This window comes from Pseudomonas sp. 58(2021) (assembly GCF_017491585.1).
Classification (GTDB): domain Bacteria; phylum Pseudomonadota; class Gammaproteobacteria; order Pseudomonadales; family Pseudomonadaceae; genus Aquipseudomonas; species Aquipseudomonas fluorescens_BT.
The window spans coordinates 122,663-141,324 of the sequence record NZ_JAFGYZ010000009.1; the positions used below are offsets into that span (position 1 = coordinate 122,663).

At 61.0% G+C, this 18,662-nt stretch carries 18 protein-coding genes; 10 read left to right on the forward strand and 8 right to left on the reverse strand.

Going from position 1 to position 18,662, the window contains the following annotated elements; genetic code table 11:
* Positions 1–84: 84 nt before the first annotated feature.
* Both J5M72_RS12665 and J5M72_RS12670 read right to left on the reverse strand, forming a co-directional pair.
* Complete coding sequence (locus tag J5M72_RS12665) at positions 85–273, reverse strand: hypothetical protein (protein ID WP_169428626.1); 189 nt, start codon at positions 271–273, stop codon at positions 85–87.
* A gap of 68 nt (positions 274–341) precedes the next feature.
* Complete coding sequence (locus J5M72_RS12670) at positions 342–929, reverse strand: TIGR00730 family Rossman fold protein (RefSeq protein ID WP_169428627.1); 588 nt, start codon at positions 927–929, stop codon at positions 342–344.
* Positions 930–1,268: 339 nt separating this feature from the next.
* On the opposite strand from J5M72_RS12670, the gene azu reads away from it, so the two are divergent.
* On the forward strand, positions 1,269–1,715 hold the full coding sequence (gene azu / locus J5M72_RS12675; protein WP_065258792.1) for an azurin: 447 nt from the start codon (positions 1,269–1,271) through the stop codon (positions 1,713–1,715).
* A 54-nt stretch (positions 1,716–1,769) separates the two neighbouring features.
* Here the strand turns inward: azu and nadE are convergent, their stop codons facing one another.
* From nadE to J5M72_RS12690, 3 genes are all read right to left on the reverse strand, one after another.
* Entirely contained in the window at positions 1,770–2,597 is an 828-nt protein-coding gene (gene nadE / locus J5M72_RS12680; protein ID WP_169428628.1) for an ammonia-dependent NAD(+) synthetase, read from the reverse strand.
* A gap of 4 nt (positions 2,598–2,601) precedes the next feature.
* Positions 2,602–3,825 carry a nicotinate phosphoribosyltransferase gene (gene pncB, locus J5M72_RS12685; protein ID WP_169428629.1) on the reverse strand — a complete coding sequence of 408 codons (1,224 nt, stop codon included), beginning with the start codon at positions 3,823–3,825 and terminating at the stop codon, positions 2,602–2,604.
* A gap of 107 nt (positions 3,826–3,932) precedes the next feature.
* Positions 3,933–4,838: a LysR family transcriptional regulator gene (locus tag J5M72_RS12690; RefSeq protein ID WP_169428630.1), complete on the reverse strand. Its 906-nt coding sequence runs from the start codon at positions 4,836–4,838 to the stop codon at positions 3,933–3,935.
* 161 nt (positions 4,839–4,999) lie between these two features.
* Between J5M72_RS12690 and J5M72_RS12695 the strand changes: the two genes are divergently transcribed.
* The 9 genes from J5M72_RS12695 to J5M72_RS12735 all read left to right on the forward strand — a co-directional run bounded on the left by J5M72_RS12695 (position 5,000) and on the right by J5M72_RS12735 (position 16,043).
* Positions 5,000–6,490: an aldehyde dehydrogenase family protein gene (locus J5M72_RS12695; protein ID WP_179692844.1), complete on the forward strand. Its 1,491-nt coding sequence runs from the start codon at positions 5,000–5,002 to the stop codon at positions 6,488–6,490.
* A 170-nt stretch (positions 6,491–6,660) separates the two neighbouring features.
* Positions 6,661–7,944 (forward strand): FAD-binding oxidoreductase, encoded by a 1,284-nt coding sequence (locus J5M72_RS12700; RefSeq protein WP_207865614.1) that lies wholly within the window; start codon positions 6,661–6,663, stop codon positions 7,942–7,944.
* A gap of 364 nt (positions 7,945–8,308) precedes the next feature.
* Positions 8,309–9,442, forward strand: a complete 1,134-nt coding sequence (locus J5M72_RS12705; protein WP_169428633.1) for an ABC transporter substrate-binding protein — start codon at positions 8,309–8,311, stop codon at positions 9,440–9,442.
* Positions 9,443–9,684: 242 nt separating this feature from the next.
* Positions 9,685–10,599, forward strand: a complete 915-nt coding sequence (locus J5M72_RS12710) for a branched-chain amino acid ABC transporter permease (RefSeq protein WP_007950661.1) — start codon at positions 9,685–9,687, stop codon at positions 10,597–10,599.
* A 3-nt stretch (positions 10,600–10,602) separates the two neighbouring features.
* Entirely contained in the window at positions 10,603–11,904 is a 1,302-nt protein-coding gene (gene livM / locus J5M72_RS12715) for a high-affinity branched-chain amino acid ABC transporter permease LivM (protein WP_169428634.1), read from the forward strand.
* Positions 11,901–12,773 (forward strand): ATP-binding cassette domain-containing protein, encoded by an 873-nt coding sequence (locus J5M72_RS12720; protein WP_169428635.1) that lies wholly within the window; start codon positions 11,901–11,903, stop codon positions 12,771–12,773. The genes livM and J5M72_RS12720 overlap by 4 nt, the downstream gene beginning before the upstream one ends.
* A complete protein-coding gene (locus tag J5M72_RS12725; protein WP_007950655.1) occupies positions 12,770–13,486 on the forward strand; it encodes an ABC transporter ATP-binding protein in 717 nt (238 codons plus the stop codon). The genes J5M72_RS12720 and J5M72_RS12725 overlap by 4 nt, the downstream gene beginning before the upstream one ends.
* A 757-nt stretch (positions 13,487–14,243) precedes the next feature.
* A complete protein-coding gene (locus J5M72_RS12730) occupies positions 14,244–15,008 on the forward strand; it encodes an SDR family oxidoreductase (RefSeq protein ID WP_207865615.1) in 765 nt (254 codons plus the stop codon).
* A 129-nt stretch (positions 15,009–15,137) separates the two neighbouring features.
* A complete protein-coding gene (locus J5M72_RS12735) occupies positions 15,138–16,043 on the forward strand; it encodes a cation diffusion facilitator family transporter (protein ID WP_207865616.1) in 906 nt (301 codons plus the stop codon).
* Positions 16,044–16,125: 82 nt separating this feature from the next.
* Here J5M72_RS12735 and J5M72_RS12740 read toward each other — a convergent pair whose 3' ends face one another.
* The 3 genes from J5M72_RS12740 to ureG all read right to left on the reverse strand — a co-directional run bounded on the left by J5M72_RS12740 (position 16,126) and on the right by ureG (position 18,648).
* Complete coding sequence (locus J5M72_RS12740; RefSeq protein WP_207865617.1) at positions 16,126–17,253, reverse strand: AGE family epimerase/isomerase; 1,128 nt, start codon at positions 17,251–17,253, stop codon at positions 16,126–16,128.
* A gap of 180 nt (positions 17,254–17,433) precedes the next feature.
* The gene (locus J5M72_RS12745) at positions 17,434–18,006 is read right to left on the reverse strand and encodes a HupE/UreJ family protein (protein WP_207865618.1); all 573 of its coding nucleotides are present in this window, start codon (positions 18,004–18,006) and stop codon (positions 17,434–17,436) included.
* A gap of 27 nt (positions 18,007–18,033) precedes the next feature.
* Positions 18,034–18,648 carry an urease accessory protein UreG gene (ureG, locus tag J5M72_RS12750; RefSeq protein WP_007950645.1) on the reverse strand — a complete coding sequence of 205 codons (615 nt, stop codon included), beginning with the start codon at positions 18,646–18,648 and terminating at the stop codon, positions 18,034–18,036.
* Between the last annotated feature and the right edge of the window lie 14 nt (positions 18,649–18,662).

Consider the following 18,662-nt stretch of genomic DNA (forward strand, 5'->3'; position numbering starts at 1 on the left):
CAATGGTTCAGTCATGAATGTCACGACGCTTTCGCGAGCAAGCCCGCTCCCACAGGGATTGTGTTCAAGGTTTCAGCAATGTGCTCAGGCGTCTGGCGTCTGATCTTTCGGTGCATCAACATCAATTGCATCATCATCGGTCGCCACTTCACCGTCAGGGTTCAGTGCCGCTTCTTCAGCCATCTGTTTCTTGCGCTGAAGCTTTTCCTCTTTCTTCTGTTCCTTGGCCAGGTCACGTTGACGCTTGGCGAAGGAGTAATTGGGTTTGGCCATGGGCGATCCTCTGGGGTCGAAGGTGAGGTTGAGCGGCGCGTATTCTGCCCTGTATCGGTGCCCGGGGGTTAACCGGGTTTCTGGTCGACCCACTTTGGCGTGACGGTCGGCTGCCACTGATCGAGGGCATCGAGCAGCGTTTGCGGCGATTCGCTTACTTGCAGCATGTCACGGTGCGGTGCGCGAACGAAGCCTTCGCCGACGATGTGATCGAGAAATGCCGTGAGTTTGCTGTAGAAACCGTTCACTTCCAGCAGGCCCAGCGGCTTGCCGTGGTAACCGAGCTGGCCCCAGGTCCAGACTTCGAACAGCTCTTCAAGCGTGCCGAGGCCGCCGGGCAGGGCGATGAACGCATCGCTGAGTTCAGCCATCCGCGCCTTGCGCGCGTGCATGCCGTCGACCACTTCCAGGCGCGTCAGGCTCTTGTGGCCGATTTCCTTGTCCATCAGGCTCTGCGGAATGATGCCGATCACTTCGCCGCCGGCCGCCAGTGCGGCATCCGCGACGATCCCCATGAGGCCGACAGCGCCACCGCCGTAGACCAGGGTCAGTTTGCGCTCGGCAATGGCTGTGCCGAGGGCGATGGCGGCTTCGGTGTACGCCGGGGTGGTGCCGGCGTTGGCACCGCAAAATACACAAACGGATGTGAGAGACATGCCTTCCTCCTGGGTCAATCCGTCACAGGGTAATGGCTGGCACGCCTTGATCCAAGGGCTAGACTTCGCGTTTCGGGGTTTCATAGGTGCCGCTGGCGCCACAGGCGTAGGCGGCGAGCAGACTGTACAACAGGCTGTTGAGGGACATGACTGATGCTCCAGTTGAGTTGAGCTCTGAAGATACGTCCCGGCCAAACGTCTGGCTGTTAGATTGTTTCGATGAGTGTCATAGCCTGAAAGTTGTATACAATTTTTGACTCAAGTCATAGGAACTTGCGAAGATTTCAGGCAGTCTTTCCACCACTCGTGTTTTTGTTAACCCTGCCTTGGAGATTCACCATGTTTTCCAAAGTTGTTGCGGTATCCCTGCTGGCGCTGGCCAGCAGCCAATTGATGGCTGCCGAGTGCAAAACCACCGTCGATTCCACCGACCAGATGTCCTTCAACACCAAGGAGATCGTGATCGACAAGAGCTGCAAGACGTTCACCGTCGAACTGACCCACTCCGGCAGCCTGCCGAAGAATGTCATGGGCCACAACCTGGTGGTCAGCAAGACCGCTGACATGCAGCCGATCGCCACCGACGGCCTGGCCGCCGGCATCGACAAGAACTACCTGAAGGACGGTGACGAGCGCGTTATCGCCCACACCAAAATCATCGGCGCCGGCGAGAAAGACTCGCTGACCATCGATGTATCGAAACTGGCAGCCGGCACCGATTATGGTTTCTTCTGCTCGTTCCCTGGCCACATCTCGATGATGAAAGGCACAGTGGTTGTGAAGTAAGAAAGCCGCAGGCAAAAAAAGCGTCCCGAAGGACGCTTTTTTCATGCCTGAAATTCAGGGCGCAAACGGCATGACGCGCTTGTGATGAGTCTTTTTGTAGGTGTTGACGATGATGTCGAACGCTTCCTGACGCACCGGCTCGCCGTGCAGGAAGGCGTCGATCTCGGCGTAGGTCACGCCGTGGGAGGCTTCGTCCGGTTTGCCCGGCGACAGGTCTTCCAGATCCGCCGTCGGCACTTTTTCCACCAGCGATTCCGGTGCGCCGAAGCTGCGGGCGATGGCCCGGACCTGGTTTTTCACCAGACCGCTGAGCGGGGCCAGGTCGCAGGCGCCGTCACCGAACTTGGTGAAGAAACCCATCACCGCTTCCGCCGCGTGGTCGGTGCCGATTACCAGGCCATGGGCTGCGCCGGCGATGGTGTACTGGGCGACCATGCGCATCCGCGCCTTGGTGTTGCCGAGCACGAAATCCACCGACACCGCGTGCTTGCCTTCGAAGGCTGCGACTTCGCCGGCCAGGGATTTGACCGCCGGGCCGATGTTGACGGTATGGCGCTCGTCCGGGGCGATGAAGTCCACCGAAGCCTGGGCGTCGTGTTCGTCGAACTGCACGTCGTACGGCAGGCGCACGGCGATGAACTTGTAGGCGCTGTCGCCAGTGCGCTCGCGCAGTTCACGCATGGCGCGCTGGGCCAGCAGGCCTGCAGTCAGCGAGTCGACACCGCCGCTGATGCCCAGCACCAGGGTCTTGAGGCCGGAGTTGACCAGGCAATCCTGGATGAAGGTGATGCGCCGGGCGACTTCGGCCTGAAGGGCATGGTAGTCGGCGAATGGCGGCTGGACCTTGAGCTGTTCAGCAATCTCACGCTGTACGGCTTGCATGAATTCACTCCTTGCTAGATAGGCTGGAAACGGCAGGAACCTGGAAAACGTGTCGCAAATAGGCGACGAAATTCGGGTCTTTGCAATGGGTCTTGCCCGGCTCGTCGGAGATCTTCGCCACCGGTTGGCCGTTGCACGCGGTCATTTTAAGCACGATGCTCATCGGCTCGACACCCGGAATGTCGCAGGTCAGGTTGGTGCCGATACCGAAGCTGACATTGATCCGGCCCCGCAGCGCCCGGAAGATCTCCAGCGATTTGGGCAGCGTCAGGCTGTCGGAGAACACCAGAGTCTTGCTCATCGGGTCGATGCCGAGCTTGTGATAGTGGGCGATGCATTTTTCGCCCCACAGCACCGGGTCCCCGGAATCGTGGCGCAGACCGTCGAACAGCTTGGCGAAGAACAGATCGAAATCACCGAGGAACGCGTCGGTAGTGATGCAGTCGGTCAGGGCGATCCCCAGCAGGCCGCGATACTCGCGGACCCAGCAATCGAGGGCGGCGATCTGGCTGTCGATCAATCGCGGGCCGAGTTGCTGGTGGGCCATGATCCATTCGTGGGCCATGGTGCCCAGGGGTTTCATGTCCAGTTCGCGGGACAGGTGCACGTTGCTGGTGCCGACGAAACGGCCGGGGAAATCGTGCTTGAGCACGTTCACCACTTCTTCCTGCACGCGGTAGGAAAAACGGCGACGTGTGCCGAAATCGGCGACCTGCAACTGCGACAGTTCTTCGGCCGAGGCGTTGGCGGTGAGCCAGTCGAACTTGCGGTAAAGCTGTTCGCGGGCCTGTTCCAGCACCGTTTCGCGGTAGCGATAGCGGTTGCGCACTTCGCTGACGATCGCCAGCAGCGGCACTTCAAACAGAATCACATGCAGCCACGGTCCGCGCAGGCGGATGAACAGCTCGCCGTTCTCGATGCCGGTGTGCAGGTAGCGCAGATTGAAGCGGAACAGACCGAGGAAGCGCAGGAAATCCGGCTTGAGGAACGAGATGCGCTCGAGAAAACTCAACTGATCGGCGCTCAGGCTCAACTCGGCCAGACGCTCGACCTGGAAGCGGATCTCCGCCAGATACGGGCGCAGATCCTCGGCATTGCGGCAACGAAACTCCCATTCGACTTCGACGTTGGGGTAGTTGTGCAGCACCGCCTGCATCATCGTCAGCTTGTAGAAGTCGGTGTCGAGCAGGTTCTGCACGATGCGATCGGCAAACACACTCTCGCTCATAACGGGGTCTCCAGGCGGGCCGCGCATTGGCGCGGTATCAATCAATGGCGCTAGTGGCGCATATCCGGGGTGGGGATTGCCAGCGATTTTTATCCCGGCACAGCGCCTCAGACCGCATCAGGACTGTCGATCTGCTCCAGCATCCACTTCACGAAATCCCGCACCTTGGGCACTTCCGCCGCGTGTTCCGGGTAGGCCAGGTAATACGCGTCGGTGCTGGGCATGGCGTGCTGCCAGGGAATGACCAGTTTGCCGTCGGCCAATTCCTCTTCCACCAGAAACCTGGGCAGCAGGGCGACGCCGCAGCCGACCTGAGCGGCGCGGATGCACATATAAAAGGTTTCGAAACGCGGGCCGTGGTAACTGTGTTCGGTCTGGAAACCCTGGCTGTCGAACCAGTCGTGCCACGCTTGCGGGCGCGAAGCATTCTGCAGCAGGACCAGATCGGTGAGTTGCGTTGGATCAGTCAACGGCGTGTCCGGCAGGCTGCTCGGCGCGCAGACCGGCACAAGCTCTTCGCCGAACAACTTCAGGCATTCAGTACCGGGGCGTGAACCCTGGCCGAAATAGAATGCCAGGTCGCTGCGCCCTTGCAGCAGATCATCGGCCTCCTGCTCGTTGCACAGATCCAGATGAATCGACGGATGGCGCAGGCGCCAGCCCTTGAGGCGCGGCACCAGCCAACGGGCGCCGAAGGTCGAGGGTGTAGAGACGCGCAGGACTTCGGTCTCGCCACCGTAGGAACGCAGGTAATGGGTCGACATCTCGACCTGGGTCAGGATTTTTCTGACTTCCACCAGATACAGATCGCCGGCCGGGGTCATCTGCAAACGGCGGCGCACCCGGCGGAACAACAAGTGCTGCAGCAATTCTTCGAGTTGCGCCACCTGCTTGCTGACGGCGCTCTGGGTCAGGTTCAGTTCCTCGGCGGCCCGGGTGAAACTCAGGTGCCGGGTCACGGCCTCGAAGCACTGCAACGCGGTGATCGACGGCAAGTGGCGTTTGTTCAGCATGGGCGATCCTTTTCTTGTCTTTCTGCGCAGCATGAATAAACGGAATGATATCTCGCGTAAAGGTCGTTTGTTGCACAGCCTTCCTGACGCTACAACTAAAGGCCTGCCCGGTCGTGAAAACGCGCCCGCACACATTCAGTTTTTTGCTTGAGGAGTGACCCATGGTTGCCGCATTGCTTGATCGTCTTGGTGTGAACCCGGCCCTGTACCAGAACGGCAAAGTGCCGGTGCATTCGCCCATCGACGGCAGCCGCATCGGCGCCGTGAACTGGGAAGGCCCGGCCGAAGTGGAGCAGCACATCAGTCGCGCAGATCATGCGTTCGAACAATGGCGCAAGGTGCCGGCGCCGCGTCGTGGTGAGCTGGTGCGTCAGTTCGGTGAAGTGTTGCGTGAATACAAGGCCGACCTCGGCGAACTGGTGTCGTGGGAAGCGGGCAAGATCACGCAGGAAGGCCTCGGTGAAGTGCAGGAGATGATCGACATCTGCGACTTCGCCGTCGGCCTGTCCCGCCAGTTGTACGGCTTGACCATCGCCTCCGAGCGTCCGGGCCACCACATGCGTGAAACCTGGCATCCGCTGGGCGTGGTCGGTGTGATCAGTGCGTTCAACTTCCCGGTCGCGGTGTGGGCGTGGAACACCACGCTGGCGCTGGTCTGCGGCAACCCGGTGGTGTGGAAACCGTCGGAAAAGACTCCGCTGACCGCGCTGGCCTGCCAGGCGCTGTTCGAGCGCGTACTGAAGAATTTCAGCGATGCCCCGGCGCACCTGAGCCAGGTAATCATCGGTGGCCGCGATGCCGGCGAAGCGCTGGTGGATGACCCGCGTGTCGCGCTGATCAGCGCCACCGGCAGCACTCGCATGGGTCGCGAAGTGGCGCCGAAAGTCGCCGCACGCTTTGCCCGCAGCATTCTCGAGCTGGGCGGCAACAACGCGATGATCCTCGGCCCGAGCGCCGATCTGGACATGGCCGTGCGCGCCATTCTGTTCAGCGCCGTCGGCACCGCCGGCCAGCGGTGCACCACGTTGCGTCGCCTGATCGCCCATGAATCGGTGAAAGAAGAAATCGTCACCCGACTGAAAGCCGCGTACTCCAAGGTCCGTATCGGTCACCCGCTGGAAGGCAACCTGATCGGCCCGCTGATCGACAAACACAGCTTCGAAAACATGCAGGACGCGCTGGAGCAGGCGCTGAGCGAGGGCGGTCGGGTGTTCGGCGGCAAGCGCCAGCTGGAAGATCAATTCCCGAATGCCTACTACGTGTCGCCGGCCATCGTTGAAATGCCGGAGCAGAGCGACGTGGTGTGCAGCGAGACCTTCGCGCCGATCCTGTACGTGGTCGGTTACAGCGATTTTGAAGAGGCGCTGCGCCTGAACAACGCCGTGCCGCAGGGCCTGTCGTCGTGCATCTTCACCACCGATGTGCGCGAGGCCGAGAAATTCATGTCGGCGGTCGGCAGCGACTGCGGTATCGCCAACGTCAACATCGGCCCGAGCGGCGCGGAGATCGGCGGGGCGTTTGGCGGTGAAAAAGAAACCGGTGGTGGTCGTGAGTCGGGCTCGGATGCGTGGCGCGCGTACATGCGCCGGCAGACCAATACCGTGAACTACTCGCTGGAGTTGCCGCTGGCGCAGGGCATTACGTTCGACTGATCCCTTCGGTCAAGTGGAGATCCCCATGTGGGAGCGGGTTTGCTCCGGGCGGCGTTCCGACGAAAGCGCTGGGTCAGTCAGCATGGATATTGGCTGATATACCGCTTTCGCGGGCAAGCCCGCTCCCACAGGGTATGCAGTGTTTGTTAGGTTTCTGTTGGAGTCTGGCAATGCCGTTACGCGAAGAATGTCTGTGGGAAAAACTCACGCCGCAACGACCGGATAACGCGGCGCTCAGGGGCGAGGTCAAGGTTGATGTCTGCGTGATCGGCGCCGGGTTCACCGGGCTGTCGGCGGCGCTGCATCTGTTGGAAAAGGGCAAAAGCGTCTGCGTGCTCGAAGCCCATCGCGCCGGGCATGGCGGGTCGGGGCGCAACGTCGGGCTGGTCAACGCCGGGATGTGGATTCCGCCGGACGAGATCGAGGCCGGCTTCGGCGAGGCGGTCGGCAGTCAGCTCAACCGCATGCTCGGTGCGGCGCCGGCGCTGGTGTTCAGCCTTGTGGATAAATACAACATCGATTGCCAGTTGCGCCGCGAAGGCACCCTGCACATGGCGCACAACGCCAAGGGCGAGGCGGATCTGCGCAGTCGCGAGGAACAGTGGAAACGCCGGGGGGCACCGGTCGAACTGCTGACCGGCAAGGCCTGTGAACAGGCGACCGGTACGCAAAAGATTGCCGCCGCGCTGCTCGACCGGCGTGCCGGTACGCTCAACCCGATGGCGTATGTCACCGGGCTGGCGAAAGCCGTGGCGAGTCTCGGCGGGCAAATGTTCGATCATTCCCCGGTCACCCGCCTTGAACGTCAGGGCCAGCAATGGTCGGTGCAGACCGGGCAGGGTTCGGTGCTGGCCGAACAAGTGGTGATTGCCTCCAACGCCTACACCGAAGGCGACTGGACCGAGCTCAAGCGCAATTTCTTCCCCGGTTACTACTATCAGGTCGCTTCGGTGCCGCTGACCGAAGACGCCGCCCAGGAAATCCTCCCCGGCGGGCAGGGCTCGTGGGATACCCGCCAGGTGCTGAGCAGCATCCGCCGCGACAAGGATGGACGTCTGCTACTGGGCAGCCTCGGTAACGGCAATCAGAAACCGACCTGGTTTCTCAAGGCCTGGGCCGACCGGGTACAGCAGCATTATTTCCCCAACCTCAAGCCCGTCGAATGGGAATGCACCTGGACCGGGCGCATTGCGTTCACCCCCGATCACTTGATGCGCTTGTTCGAGCCGGCCCCCGGATTGGTGGCCGTCACCGGGTACAACGGCCGTGGCGTGACCACCGGCACTGTGGTCGGCAAGGCCTTCGCCGACTACCTGTGTAACGGAAATCCTCAGGCATTGCCGATTCCTTTCGCACCGATGCAGCCCCTGGCAGGTGTGGGCTTGCGCAGTTGCCTGTACGAGGCCGGGTTCTCGCTGTATCACGCGGGCCAGTGCCTGCGCATCGTTATCTGAGTGTTGAAATATGTTGCCGGAAGCGGCGCTTTTCGATGTAGCGACTAGCCTGTAATGGTGCGGGTTGTAGCAGTCCCGCACCAGCAGTGTGCAGTTCGGTGACGCGGGCTGTTACAGGCTGGTTGCACGTCGTTTGGCGCCGCGGTTGCAATGATGGCGCGTGCGGGTTGCGCCTGAAAAAACAAATGGTTTCACCTTCCGCGGTTTAGACGGTTGCACGCCCAATGAAAATGGGAACGAAACAGTCGAAATAACAAGAAAGCAGCGACTTTTTGAAGAATAAAAAACCGATGGCACGGCCCTTGCTCTGAGCAATCCAGTGAAGTCGCAGTGCCAACTAAAAAAAACCTTGGAGCACCACCTCATGTCCCAGACGTTTTACAAGAAAGGCTTTCTGGCCCTCGCAGTCGCTACTGCGCTGGGTGTTTCTGCGTTTGCACAAGCTGATGTGAAAATCGGTGTGGCGGGCCCCATGACCGGCGCCAACGCGGCATTTGGCGAGCAGTACATGAAGGGAGCCCAAGCGGCGGCCGATGCGGTCAACGCGGCGGGCGGCGTCAACGGGGAGAAAATCGTCCTGGTCAAAGGCGATGACGCCTGCGAACCGAAACAGGCGGTGACGGTCGCCAAGGACCTCACCAACCAGAAAGTCGCCGGTGTGGTCGGTCACTTCTGTTCGTCCTCCACCATTCCTGCGTCCGAGATCTACGACGAAGCCGGGATCATCGCCATCACTCCGGGTTCCACCAACCCGCAAGTGACCGAGCGCGGCCTGAGCGCCATGTTCCGTATGTGCGGCCGTGACGACCAGCAAGGCATCGTTGCCGGCGATTACATCGTCGACGTGCTCAAGGGCAAGAAAGTGGCCGTGCTGCACGACAAGGACACCTACGGTCAGGGCCTGGCCGATGCGACCAAGGCTCAACTGGAAAAACGCGGCGTGAAGCCGGTGCTGTACGAAGGCCTGACCCGTGGCGAGAAAGACTTCAGCGCCGTGGTCACCAAGATCCGTGCAGCCGGTGCCGACGTGGTCTACTTCGGCGGCCTGCACCCGGAAGCCGGTCCACTGGTCAAGCAACTGCGTACCGAAGGCCTGAAAGACGTGAAGTTCATGTCTGACGACGGCATCGTGACCGACGAACTGGTGACCACCGCTGGCGGCCCGCAATACGTCGACGGCGTGCTGATGACCTTCGGCGCCGACCCGCGTCTGCTGCCGGAAAGCAAGACTGTCGTGGATGCCTTCCGCAAGGCCGGCACCGAGCCTGAAGGCTACACCCTGTACGCCTACGCTTCGGTTCAGGCACTGGCCGCCGCCTTCAATGGCGCCAAGTCGAACAAGGGCGAGGAGGCCGCTGCCTGGCTGAAGAAAAACCCGGTCAAGACCGTCATGGGCGAGAAGACCTGGGACTCCAAAGGCGACCTGAAGGTCTCCGACTACGTGGTCTACCAGTGGGACAAGGATGGCAAATATCACCAGCTGGAAAAACAGAAGTAAGGGCTGACGCGATCGGCTGACCTCCACTGTTCCATGTGGGAGCGAGCCTGCTCGCGAAGACGGACTGACAGGCAACATCGCTGTTGAATGATCAACCGCTTTCGCGAGCAGGCTCGCTCCCACAGGATCCTGTGGTGGTCGGGCTGAATGCGCTCTGACATTGCTCCGACGTAAATCTGTATTTTTCCTAGAAGAACCGCGCGCCCCAGGGCGTGCAGGTTCTCACTGCGTGAGATTGCGTTATGGATGGTATTTTCCTGCAGCAACTGGTCAACGGCCTGACCCTCGGGTCGGTCTATGGCCTGATTGCCATCGGCTACACAATGGTCTACGGCATCATCGGCATGATCAACTTCGCCCACGGCGAGGTTTACATGATTTCCGCTTACCTGGCGGCAATCAGTCTGGCTCTGCTGGCTTACTTCGGTATCGAATCCTTCCCGCTGCTGATGCTCGGCACACTGGTCTTCACCATCGTCGTCACGGGGGTGTATGGCTGGGTCATCGAACGCATCGCCTACAAACCACTGCGCAACTCCACCCGACTGGCACCGCTGATCAGCGCCATCGGTATCTCCCTGATCCTGCAAAACTATGCCCAGATCAGCCAGGGCGCCCGTCAACAGGGTGTTCCGACGCTGCTCACCGGCGCCTGGCGCATCGACGTCGGCTCGGGCTTCGTCCAGCTGACCTACACCAAGATCTTCATTCTCGTCGCGGCGTTCGTCGGGATGGGCCTGCTGACCTACGTGATCAAGTACACCAAGCTCGGCCGCATGTGCCGCGCGACCCAGCAAGACCGCAAGATGGCTTCGATTCTGGGGATCAACACCGACCGGGTGATTTCCTATGTGTTCATCATCGGTGCAGCGATGGCGGCCCTGGCCGGCGTGCTGATCACCATGAACTACGGCACGTTCGACTTCTACGCAGGCTTCGTCATCGGCATCAAGGCGTTCACTGCCGCGGTGCTCGGCGGGATCGGCTCGCTGCCCGGCGCCATGTTGGGCGGGATCATCCTCGGGATCTCCGAGTCGCTGTTCTCGGGCCTGGTCAACTCCGACTACAAAGACGTGTTCAGCTTCTCGCTGCTCGTACTTGTTCTGGTCTTCCGGCCTCAGGGCCTGCTGGGCCGTCCTCTTGTGTCGAAGGTGTAAGCGATGTCTTCAACCACTACAAAATCCATTGATGTCAAAAAAAGCCTGGTTGAGGCGATTCTCGCCGGACTGATCGCCCTGATCGTGTTCGGGCCGATTGTCGGCGTGGTACTCGACGGCTACAGCTTCAACCTCGAACCGACCCGCGTGGCGTGGATCATTGCCATCGTCATGGCTGGCCGTTTTGCCCTCAGCCTGTTCCTGCAAACCCCCAAGGGCCTGCGCATCCTCGAAGGATTCGAGAGCACCGGATCCGGCGTACATGTGCTGCCCGCCGATCACAAATCCCGCCTGCGCTGGATCATCCCGCTGCTGATCGTACTGGCCGTGGCCGTGCCGTTCGTGTCCAACTCCTACCTGCTGGGCGTGGTCATCCTCGGGTTGATCTACGTGCTGCTGGGGTTGGGGCTGAACATCGTGGTCGGTCTGGCCGGCCTGCTCGACCTGGGTTACGTGGCGTTCTACGCCATCGGCGCCTACGGTCTGGCGCTCGGTTATCAGTACCTCGGCCTGGGTTTCTGGACGGTGCTGCCGCTGGCAGCGATCACGGCTGGCCTTGCCGGTTGCATCCTCGGTTTCCCGGTGCTGCGCCTGCACGGCGACTACCTGGCGATCGTGACCCTGGGTTTCGGTGAAATCATCCGTCTGATTCTCAACAACTGGCTGTCCCTGACCGGCGGTCCGAACGGCATGCCGGCCCCTCTGCCGACCTTCTTCGGTCTGGAGTTCGGCAAGCGGGCGAAGGATGGCGGGGTACCGTTCCACGAGTTCTTCGGCATCGCCTACAACCCGGACGTGAAGTACTACTTCATCTATGCGGTGCTGTTCCTGGTGGTGCTGGCCGTGCTGTACATCAAGCATCGTCTGGTGAAGATGCCGGTTGGCCGCGCCTGGGAAGCCCTGCGTGAAGACGAGATCGCCTGCCGCTCGATGGGCCTCAACCACGTGCTGGTCAAGCTCTCGGCGTTCACCATCGGTGCGTCCACAGCGGGTCTGGCAGGTGTGTTCTTCGCCACTTATCAAGGCTTCGTCAACCCGACCTCGTTCACCTTCTTCGAATCGGCGCTGATCCTCGCGATCGTCGTGCTCGGCGGCATGGGCTCGACCATCGGCGTGGTGATCGCAGCGTTCGTGTTGACCGTTGCCCCGGAACTGCTGCGCGGCTTTGCCGAATACCGCGTGCTGCTGTTCGGGATCCTGATGGTGTTGATGATGATCTGGCGACCTCGCGGGCTGATCCGCATCAGCCGTACCGGGGTCACTCCACGCAAAGGTGCCATTCACTATGAGAGGACTGCGCCATGAGTGAAGTCGTACTCTCTGTTGAAAAACTGATGATGCACTTCGGTGGCATCAAGGCCTTGAGCGACGTCAGCCTGAAGGTCAAACGCAATTCGATCTTCGCCCTGATCGGCCCCAACGGGGCCGGCAAGACCACGGTGTTCAACTGCCTGACCGGGTTCTACAAGGCCTCCGGCGGCAAGATCGAACTCAACGTGCGCGGTCAGCAGACCAACGTCATCAAACTGCTGGGCGAATCCTTCAAACCGACCGACTTCGTCTCGCCGAAAAACTTCGCCAGTCGTCTGTACTACAAGATGTTCGGCGGCACCCACCTGGTGAACCGCGCGGGCCTGGCCCGGACGTTCCAGAACATTCGCCTGTTCAAGGAAATGTCGGTGCTGGAAAACCTGCTGGTGGCCCAGCACATGTGGGTCAACCGCAACATGCTGGCCGGCATCCTCAACACCAAGGGCTATCGCAAGGCTGAAAGCGATGCACTGGACTGCGCGTTCTACTGGCTGGAAGTGGTGGATCTGGTGGACTGCGCCAACCGTCTGGCCGGTGAACTGTCCTACGGCCAGCAACGCCGGCTGGAGATCGCCCGGGCCATGTGCACGCGGCCGCAGATCATCTGCCTCGACGAACCGGCCGCCGGCCTCAACCCTCAGGAAACCGAAGCGCTGAGCGCGATGATCCGGCTGCTGCGCGACGAGCATGATCTGACCGTGGTGCTGATCGAACACGACATGGGCATGGTAATGAGCATTTCCGATCACATTGTGGTGCTGGACCACGGCATCGTCATCGCCGAGGGCGGTCCGGATGCCATTCGTAACGATCCGAAAGTGATCGCTGCCTACCTGGGCGCCGACGAAGAGGAAGTCGTATGACGCAACCCATCCTCGAACTCAAGGATCTGGACGTGTTCTACGGCCCGATCCAGGCCCTCAAAGGCGTTTCGCTGCAGATCAACGAAGGGGAAACCGTCAGCCTGATCGGCTCCAACGGTGCCGGCAAATCCACTCTGCTGATGTCGATCTTCGGCCAGCCACGGGCGGCGGGCGGGCAGATTCTGTATCAGGGCGTGGACATTACCCACAAGTCATCGCACTACATCGCTTCCAACGGCATCGCGCAGTCGCCGGAAGGACGGCGGGTGTTCCCCGACATGACCGTCGAGGAAAACCTGCTGATGGGCACCATTCCGATCGGCGACAAGTACGCCAAGGAAGACATGCAGCGCATGTTCGAGCTGTTCCCGCGGCTCGAAGAGCGCCGTACCCAGCGTGCCATGACCATGTCCGGCGGCGAGCAGCAGATGCTCGCCATTGCTCGGGCGCTGATGAGCCGGCCCAAGCTGTTGCTGCTGGATGAACCGAGCCTGGGGCTGGCGCCGATCGTGGTGAAACAGATCTTTGCCACCCTGCGGGAACTGGCGAAAACCGGCATGACCATTTTCCTCGTCGAGCAGAACGCCAACCATGCGTTGAAACTGTCCGACCGGGCATACGTGATGGTCAACGGTGAGATTCGCCTGACGGGCACCGGCAAGGAGCTGCTGGTGAACGAGGAGGTGCGTAACGCCTATCTCGGCGGGCACTGAGTATTCAGATTTGCCATAGATATACAGAGCTCCGGGACGCGAGTCTCGGGGCTTTTTTGTATCCACAATCCACGACGATCCACGCCATTCCCGAAATTGTGGAAAACAAAATCCCCAACCTGCCAAAGCGCGACATATAGACGCTGCAAATCGCTGTTTTTCCACAGTTTTGACTTGTCCCCGTTTGCTGTGGAACCGGCTGTGAATAACGTGGGAGTAGCTGGCTGAGAGCCTTTAAAACCGTGGCTTGCGGGCGCGTGGTTGTTTTTTGATCAGGGCTTTTCACTGTTGCAGGGTACCCGTTTGTCAACCTTTTTATAGCCGCGGCAGAACAGACGATTGCATGTGGGCAAGCCTGTGGATAAGTCTGTGATTAAACTCTGGAAAGACTCCGCTAAGGGCCGTGATTACTGGCCCTGCGCAATCACCGCCGTAATCGGCCGGTCGTGCAAAATGCCTTGCCCGGCATAATCGGCAGATCAGGGTCAAGCGAAAAACTTTGCTTTTGCGGCGCAAAGCCTTGTGTGGCGCGGCTTTGCGCATTTCCACTTGCCCCCGGAAACTGTGGAAGGGACTGTGGATAACGTGCGTGCATGTGGCTACAGGCCACGCCCGTCAAGGCGTTGCGAGGGTTGATCAAATTTTGAGCAGAAATCCACGCCCGCCGGTGGTTGCTCGTGAATGCAGGGCCGGGCATGCTGCCCGCTGATTTTCTATTCCAATGGCTGCCCCGGGTGGTCGAAGCAAGGAGAACACGATGTCCAACACCCTGTTTATCACCGGCGCGACGTCCGGTTTTGGTGAAGCCTGTGCCCGTCGTTTTGCCGAGGCCGGCTGGAAACTGGTGCTGACCGGTCGTCGTGAAGAACGCCTCAACGCGCTGTGCGCCGAGCTGTCGAAGCAGACCGAAGTGCATGGCCTGGTGCTGGACGTGCGTGATCGCAAGGCGATGGAGGAGGCGATTGCCAACCTGCCGCCGTCGTTCGCCAAATTGCGCGGCCTGATCAACAACGCCGGGCTGGCGCTGGGCGTGGACCCGGCACCGAAGTGCGATCTCGACGATTGGGACACCATGGTCGACACCAACGTCAAAGGCCTGATGTACAGCACTCGCCTGTTGCTGCCGCGTCTGATCGCCCACGGTCGCGGCGCCGGCATCGTCAACCTTGGTTCCATCGCCGGTAACTACCCGTACCCGGGCAGCCACGTTTACGGCGCGACCAAAGCGTTCGTCAAACAGTTCTCGCTGAACCTGCGTTGTGACCTGCAGGGCACTGGCGTTCGCGTCAGCAACATCGAGCCGGGCCTGTGCGAGAGCGAGTTCTCGCTGGTGCGTTTCGCCGGTGATCAGGCGCGTTATGACGCGACCTACGCCGGTGCCGAGCCGATCCAGCCGCAGGACATTGCCGAGACGATTTTCTGGGTGCTGAATGCACCGGCGCACATCAACATCAATAGCCTGGAGCTGATGCCGGTGAGCCAGTCCTGGGCGGGTTTCGCCATCGAGCGTAACAAGGCTTGATACGGTTTTGCCCTCTTCGCCAGCGGGCTGGCGAAGAGGGCAAATCGGCCAGAATCTGGCAGTAAGGTAGACTCACTCCTCAACAACCCGCCGCATCTCGCGGTTTTCAAGGTTTTTCGAGGAGTCAAAGTGAGTAACCGAGGTGAGCAGTCACTGCTCAAACAATCGACCATCCTGATGTTCGCCGTGTCGATCGCCGGGATCGCCACCGGTTTTGTTTCGGGTTCCCAGTCCATCCTGTTCGATGGCTTTTTTTCGCTGATTGCAACCTTCATCAAAGTCCTGATGCTGATCACCGCGAAGCTGATCGCCAAACAAAGCAATCACCGATTCCAGTTCGGCTTCTGGCACCTGGAGCCGATGGTGCTGCTGATCGAGGGCAGTTTCCTGCTGCTGATTGCGATCTACGCGTTTCTCAATGGCGTGTTCGGCATCATCAATGGCGGTCGTGAAATCGAACTGGGACTGGTGATCATCTACGCAGCGGTGTTCACCGTTGTCGAGTTCGCCTACTTCTTCTACGTGCGCCACCGCAATCGCAAGCTCAAATCGAGTCTGATCCAGTTCGACAACATCAGCTGGCTGGTGGACGCGATGCTGTCCGTGGGCCTGTTGATCAGTTTCCTCGCGGCGTTGCTGCTCAAGTCCCAGGGTTATGGCGAGTGGGCGAAATTTGTCGACCCGCTGATCCTTATCGTGCTGGCCCTGACCATGCTGCCACCAGCCTTCAAGATCCTCGGCCCGGCGCTGCAGGACGTGCTCGGCATTGCGCCGGACACGCTGGACGATCAGGTACGCCAGGTAATGGACGCGGCCAAGGCCGAGCATGGTTTCGACGATTACGTGTCCTACGTGCAGAAGCACGGGCGGGCGCGGTTCATCGAGATTCATGTGGTGTTGCCGGCGGATTACCGGCTGCAGAACGTCGGCCAGCTGGATGTGCTGCGTGAGGAGATTTCCGCGAAGCTGGGCAAGCCGGACGCGGCGCGCTGGCTGACCATCAGCTTCACTGGCGACAGGAAGTGGATTGCCTGAGGACCAATCGCCAGCAGGCTGGCTCCCACATTGGAATGCAAATCCTGTGGGAGCCAGCCTGCTGGCGATGGCGGAGGGTCAGTTAGCGTAGATATTCAGTCAGACCGGCATAGCAGGTCGCCAAGTGATACGGCGTGGTCGACGGCATGTCCTTGCGGCTGACCTCGCCCTGATCGTCACGGCACTCGTGCCAGCCGCCGGCATGCAGGAAGCGCTGTTGCAGCGCCTGCAACTGGCGCAACACCGCGCTTTCACTGCCCGGACGCAACGTCAGGGCGCGCAGGTATTCGGCCTGGGCCCAGATGCGCTGGGTCGAATCCTTCCTGTGTCCTTGCGGATCAAGCATGGCCAGCACCGCGCCGGTGTCGGCCTCGACGCCCTGTTGTTCGGTGAAGGAAAACGTACGATCCAGTGCCGCGTGCAGTTTCGAGCCGCGCAGCAGCGGTGAGGATTCCAGCAGGAAATACCATTCGAACTGATGCCCCGGCTCAAACCAGTTATCCACAGCCCCCAGCGGCTTTTCCATCAACACGCCCTGTTGCGGTTCGATGAAGCGCTTGTGCATGGCTGTGCATAACTCGCTCAGCGCCTGCTGGGTTTGGGGATCTTCGCGCACGGCCAGCGTGGCCAGGAACGCTTCGGCCAGGTGCATCAGCGGGTTTTGCAGCGGGCCGGTTTCCAGGGTGATCCAGTCGCGGTCCAGGCAGGCTTCGTAGAGGCCGTCGCCGGTGGCGAAGCGCCGGCCGATGACTTCCAGTGCAGCGTTCAAAGTCGACGCCACCAACGGCTCGCGAGTCTTGTCCCAATAATGGGCGCAGGCGAACAGGATGAAGGCGTGGGTGTAGAGGTCCTTGCGCTGATCCAGCGGTTTGCCCTGGGGATCGATGCTGTAGAACCAGCCGCCGTGTTCGGCATCGTGGAAGTGCCGTTGCAGGGAACGGAACAACGCAGCCGCCCGGACTTCGGCGTTATCCACAACCCCGATCAGGCTGGAAAACAGGTACAGCTGCCGTGCGCAGGCCATGGCCCGATAGCGCTGCGGTGCCAGCGGCTGATGCGCGGCGTCCAGCGCCTCGTAAGGCAATGCCATGTCGGCGTTCCAGCCCGGTCCTTGCCAGAGGGGCACGATCACGTTCAGAAAGTGCTGTTGCACTGCACCGAACAGGGCGGTCAGTTCAGGCAGGGAGGTGGAGCGGGAAGCGTGGGGCATGGGCGGACGTCGTCACGGCAGGGGCGATTGCGCGACATGTTAACAGAGCGACCGGCCTTAGAGACGCGGTGTCTGTCAGTCCGCTTTCGCCAGCAGGCTGGCTCCCACAATGGATTTGCAGCGTACACAATCCTGTGGGAGCCAGCCTGCTGGCGATGAGGCCGGATCAGGCGATAGAAATCAACCGGCCAGCAACCACGCGCCGGTCACCGCCGAAGCGGCTCCGGCCAAGCGAACCAGCGGCGCGGCCGCCTGAGGCAGAAAACGCACGACGGCATAACCCGCCGCATGCAGGGCCGCGGTCGCGACCACGAAACCGGCGGCATACGCCCAAGGGCTCGACATGTCCGGCAACTCCAGGCCATGGGCCACGCCATGGAACAGCGCAAACAGCGCCGTCGACGCCACCGCCATCACCAGCGGTGGACGCACCGCCAATGCGACCGCCAGACCGAGCGCCAGCACCGAGGCGGCAATCCCGCTTTCCAGCGCCGGCAACTCCAGCCCTTCAAACCCGAGCAGGCCGCCAATCAGCATGGTGCCGACAAAGGTGCACGGCAGCGCCCAGCGTGCCGCGCCTTGCTGCTGCGCGGCCCACAGACCGACGGCCACCATCGCCAGCAAATGGTCGAGGCCGCCGATCGGGTGGCTGATGCCGGCCACCAGACCCGAGTCGCCATGGCCGGGGTGGGCGAAGGCCAGGGCCGGTGTCAGCAGCAGCGCGACGGCGCCGAGAATGCGTTTGAGTGTCATGGATAAGCTTCCTTGTTGAGCAGTGAATCAGGCTGCAGTCAGCAGGCCCTGGCGTTCGATGAAGGCGATGATGTCTTCCAGGCCCTGACCGGTTTTCTGGTTGCTGAACACGAACGGCTTGCCGTTGCGCATGCGTTGGGTGTCGCTGTTCATCATCTCCAGCGAGGCGCCGACCAGCGGCGCGAGGTCGATCTTGTTGATCACCAGCAGGTCGGATTTGCAAATGCCGGGCCCGCCCTTGCGTGGCAGCTTGTCGCCGGCCGAAACGTCGATCACGTAGATGGTCAGGTCGGACAGTTCCGGACTGAAGGTCGCGGAAAGGTTGTCGCCACCGGACTCCACCAGAATCAGGTCCAGCCCCGGAAAGCGCCGGTTCAGTTGATCCACCGCTTCGAGGTTGATCGAGGCGTCTTCGCGGATCGCCGTGTGCGGGCAGCCACCGGTTTCCACGCCGATGATGCGTTCCGGCGCCAAGGCTTCGTTGCGCACCAGAAAGTCGGCGTCTTCGCGGGTGTAGATGTCGTTGGTCACCACGGCCAGGTTGTAGCGCTCGCGCAGCGCCAGGCACAGGGCCAGGGTCAACGCGGTCTTGCCGGAACCGACCGGGCCGCCAATGCCGACGCGCAGGGGTTGTGTGTTCATGTGATTCTCCAGAT

Excerpts from the sequence above, each read along its gene's own strand:
- J5M72_RS12740 (WP_207865617.1), bottom strand. The coding sequence starts at position 17,253 with ATGCCCCACGCTTCCCGCTCCACCTCCCTGCCTGAACTGACCGCCCTG.
- J5M72_RS12720 (WP_169428635.1), top strand. The coding sequence starts at position 11,901 with ATGAGTGAAGTCGTACTCTCTGTTGAAAAACTGATGATGCACTTCGGT.
- J5M72_RS12670 (WP_169428627.1), bottom strand. The coding sequence starts at position 929 with ATGTCTCTCACATCCGTTTGTGTATTTTGCGGTGCCAACGCCGGCACC.
- nadE (WP_169428628.1), bottom strand. The coding sequence starts at position 2,597 with ATGCAAGCCGTACAGCGTGAGATTGCTGAACAGCTCAAGGTCCAGCCG.
- J5M72_RS12705 (WP_169428633.1), top strand. The coding sequence starts at position 8,309 with ATGTCCCAGACGTTTTACAAGAAAGGCTTTCTGGCCCTCGCAGTCGCT.
- pncB (WP_169428629.1), bottom strand. The coding sequence starts at position 3,825 with ATGAGCGAGAGTGTGTTTGCCGATCGCATCGTGCAGAACCTGCTCGAC.
- J5M72_RS12700 (WP_207865614.1), top strand. The coding sequence starts at position 6,661 with ATGCCGTTACGCGAAGAATGTCTGTGGGAAAAACTCACGCCGCAACGA.
- azu (WP_065258792.1), top strand. The coding sequence starts at position 1,269 with ATGTTTTCCAAAGTTGTTGCGGTATCCCTGCTGGCGCTGGCCAGCAGC.
- J5M72_RS12745 (WP_207865618.1), bottom strand. The coding sequence starts at position 18,006 with ATGACACTCAAACGCATTCTCGGCGCCGTCGCGCTGCTGCTGACACCG.
- J5M72_RS12665 (WP_169428626.1), bottom strand. The coding sequence starts at position 273 with ATGGCCAAACCCAATTACTCCTTCGCCAAGCGTCAACGTGACCTGGCC.
- ureG (WP_007950645.1), bottom strand. The coding sequence starts at position 18,648 with ATGAACACACAACCCCTGCGCGTCGGCATTGGCGGCCCGGTCGGTTCC.
- J5M72_RS12710 (WP_007950661.1), top strand. The coding sequence starts at position 9,685 with ATGGATGGTATTTTCCTGCAGCAACTGGTCAACGGCCTGACCCTCGGG.
- J5M72_RS12695 (WP_179692844.1), top strand. The coding sequence starts at position 5,000 with ATGGTTGCCGCATTGCTTGATCGTCTTGGTGTGAACCCGGCCCTGTAC.
- J5M72_RS12730 (WP_207865615.1), top strand. The coding sequence starts at position 14,244 with ATGTCCAACACCCTGTTTATCACCGGCGCGACGTCCGGTTTTGGTGAA.
- J5M72_RS12690 (WP_169428630.1), bottom strand. The coding sequence starts at position 4,838 with ATGCTGAACAAACGCCACTTGCCGTCGATCACCGCGTTGCAGTGCTTC.
- J5M72_RS12725 (WP_007950655.1), top strand. The coding sequence starts at position 12,770 with ATGACGCAACCCATCCTCGAACTCAAGGATCTGGACGTGTTCTACGGC.
- livM (WP_169428634.1), top strand. The coding sequence starts at position 10,603 with ATGTCTTCAACCACTACAAAATCCATTGATGTCAAAAAAAGCCTGGTT.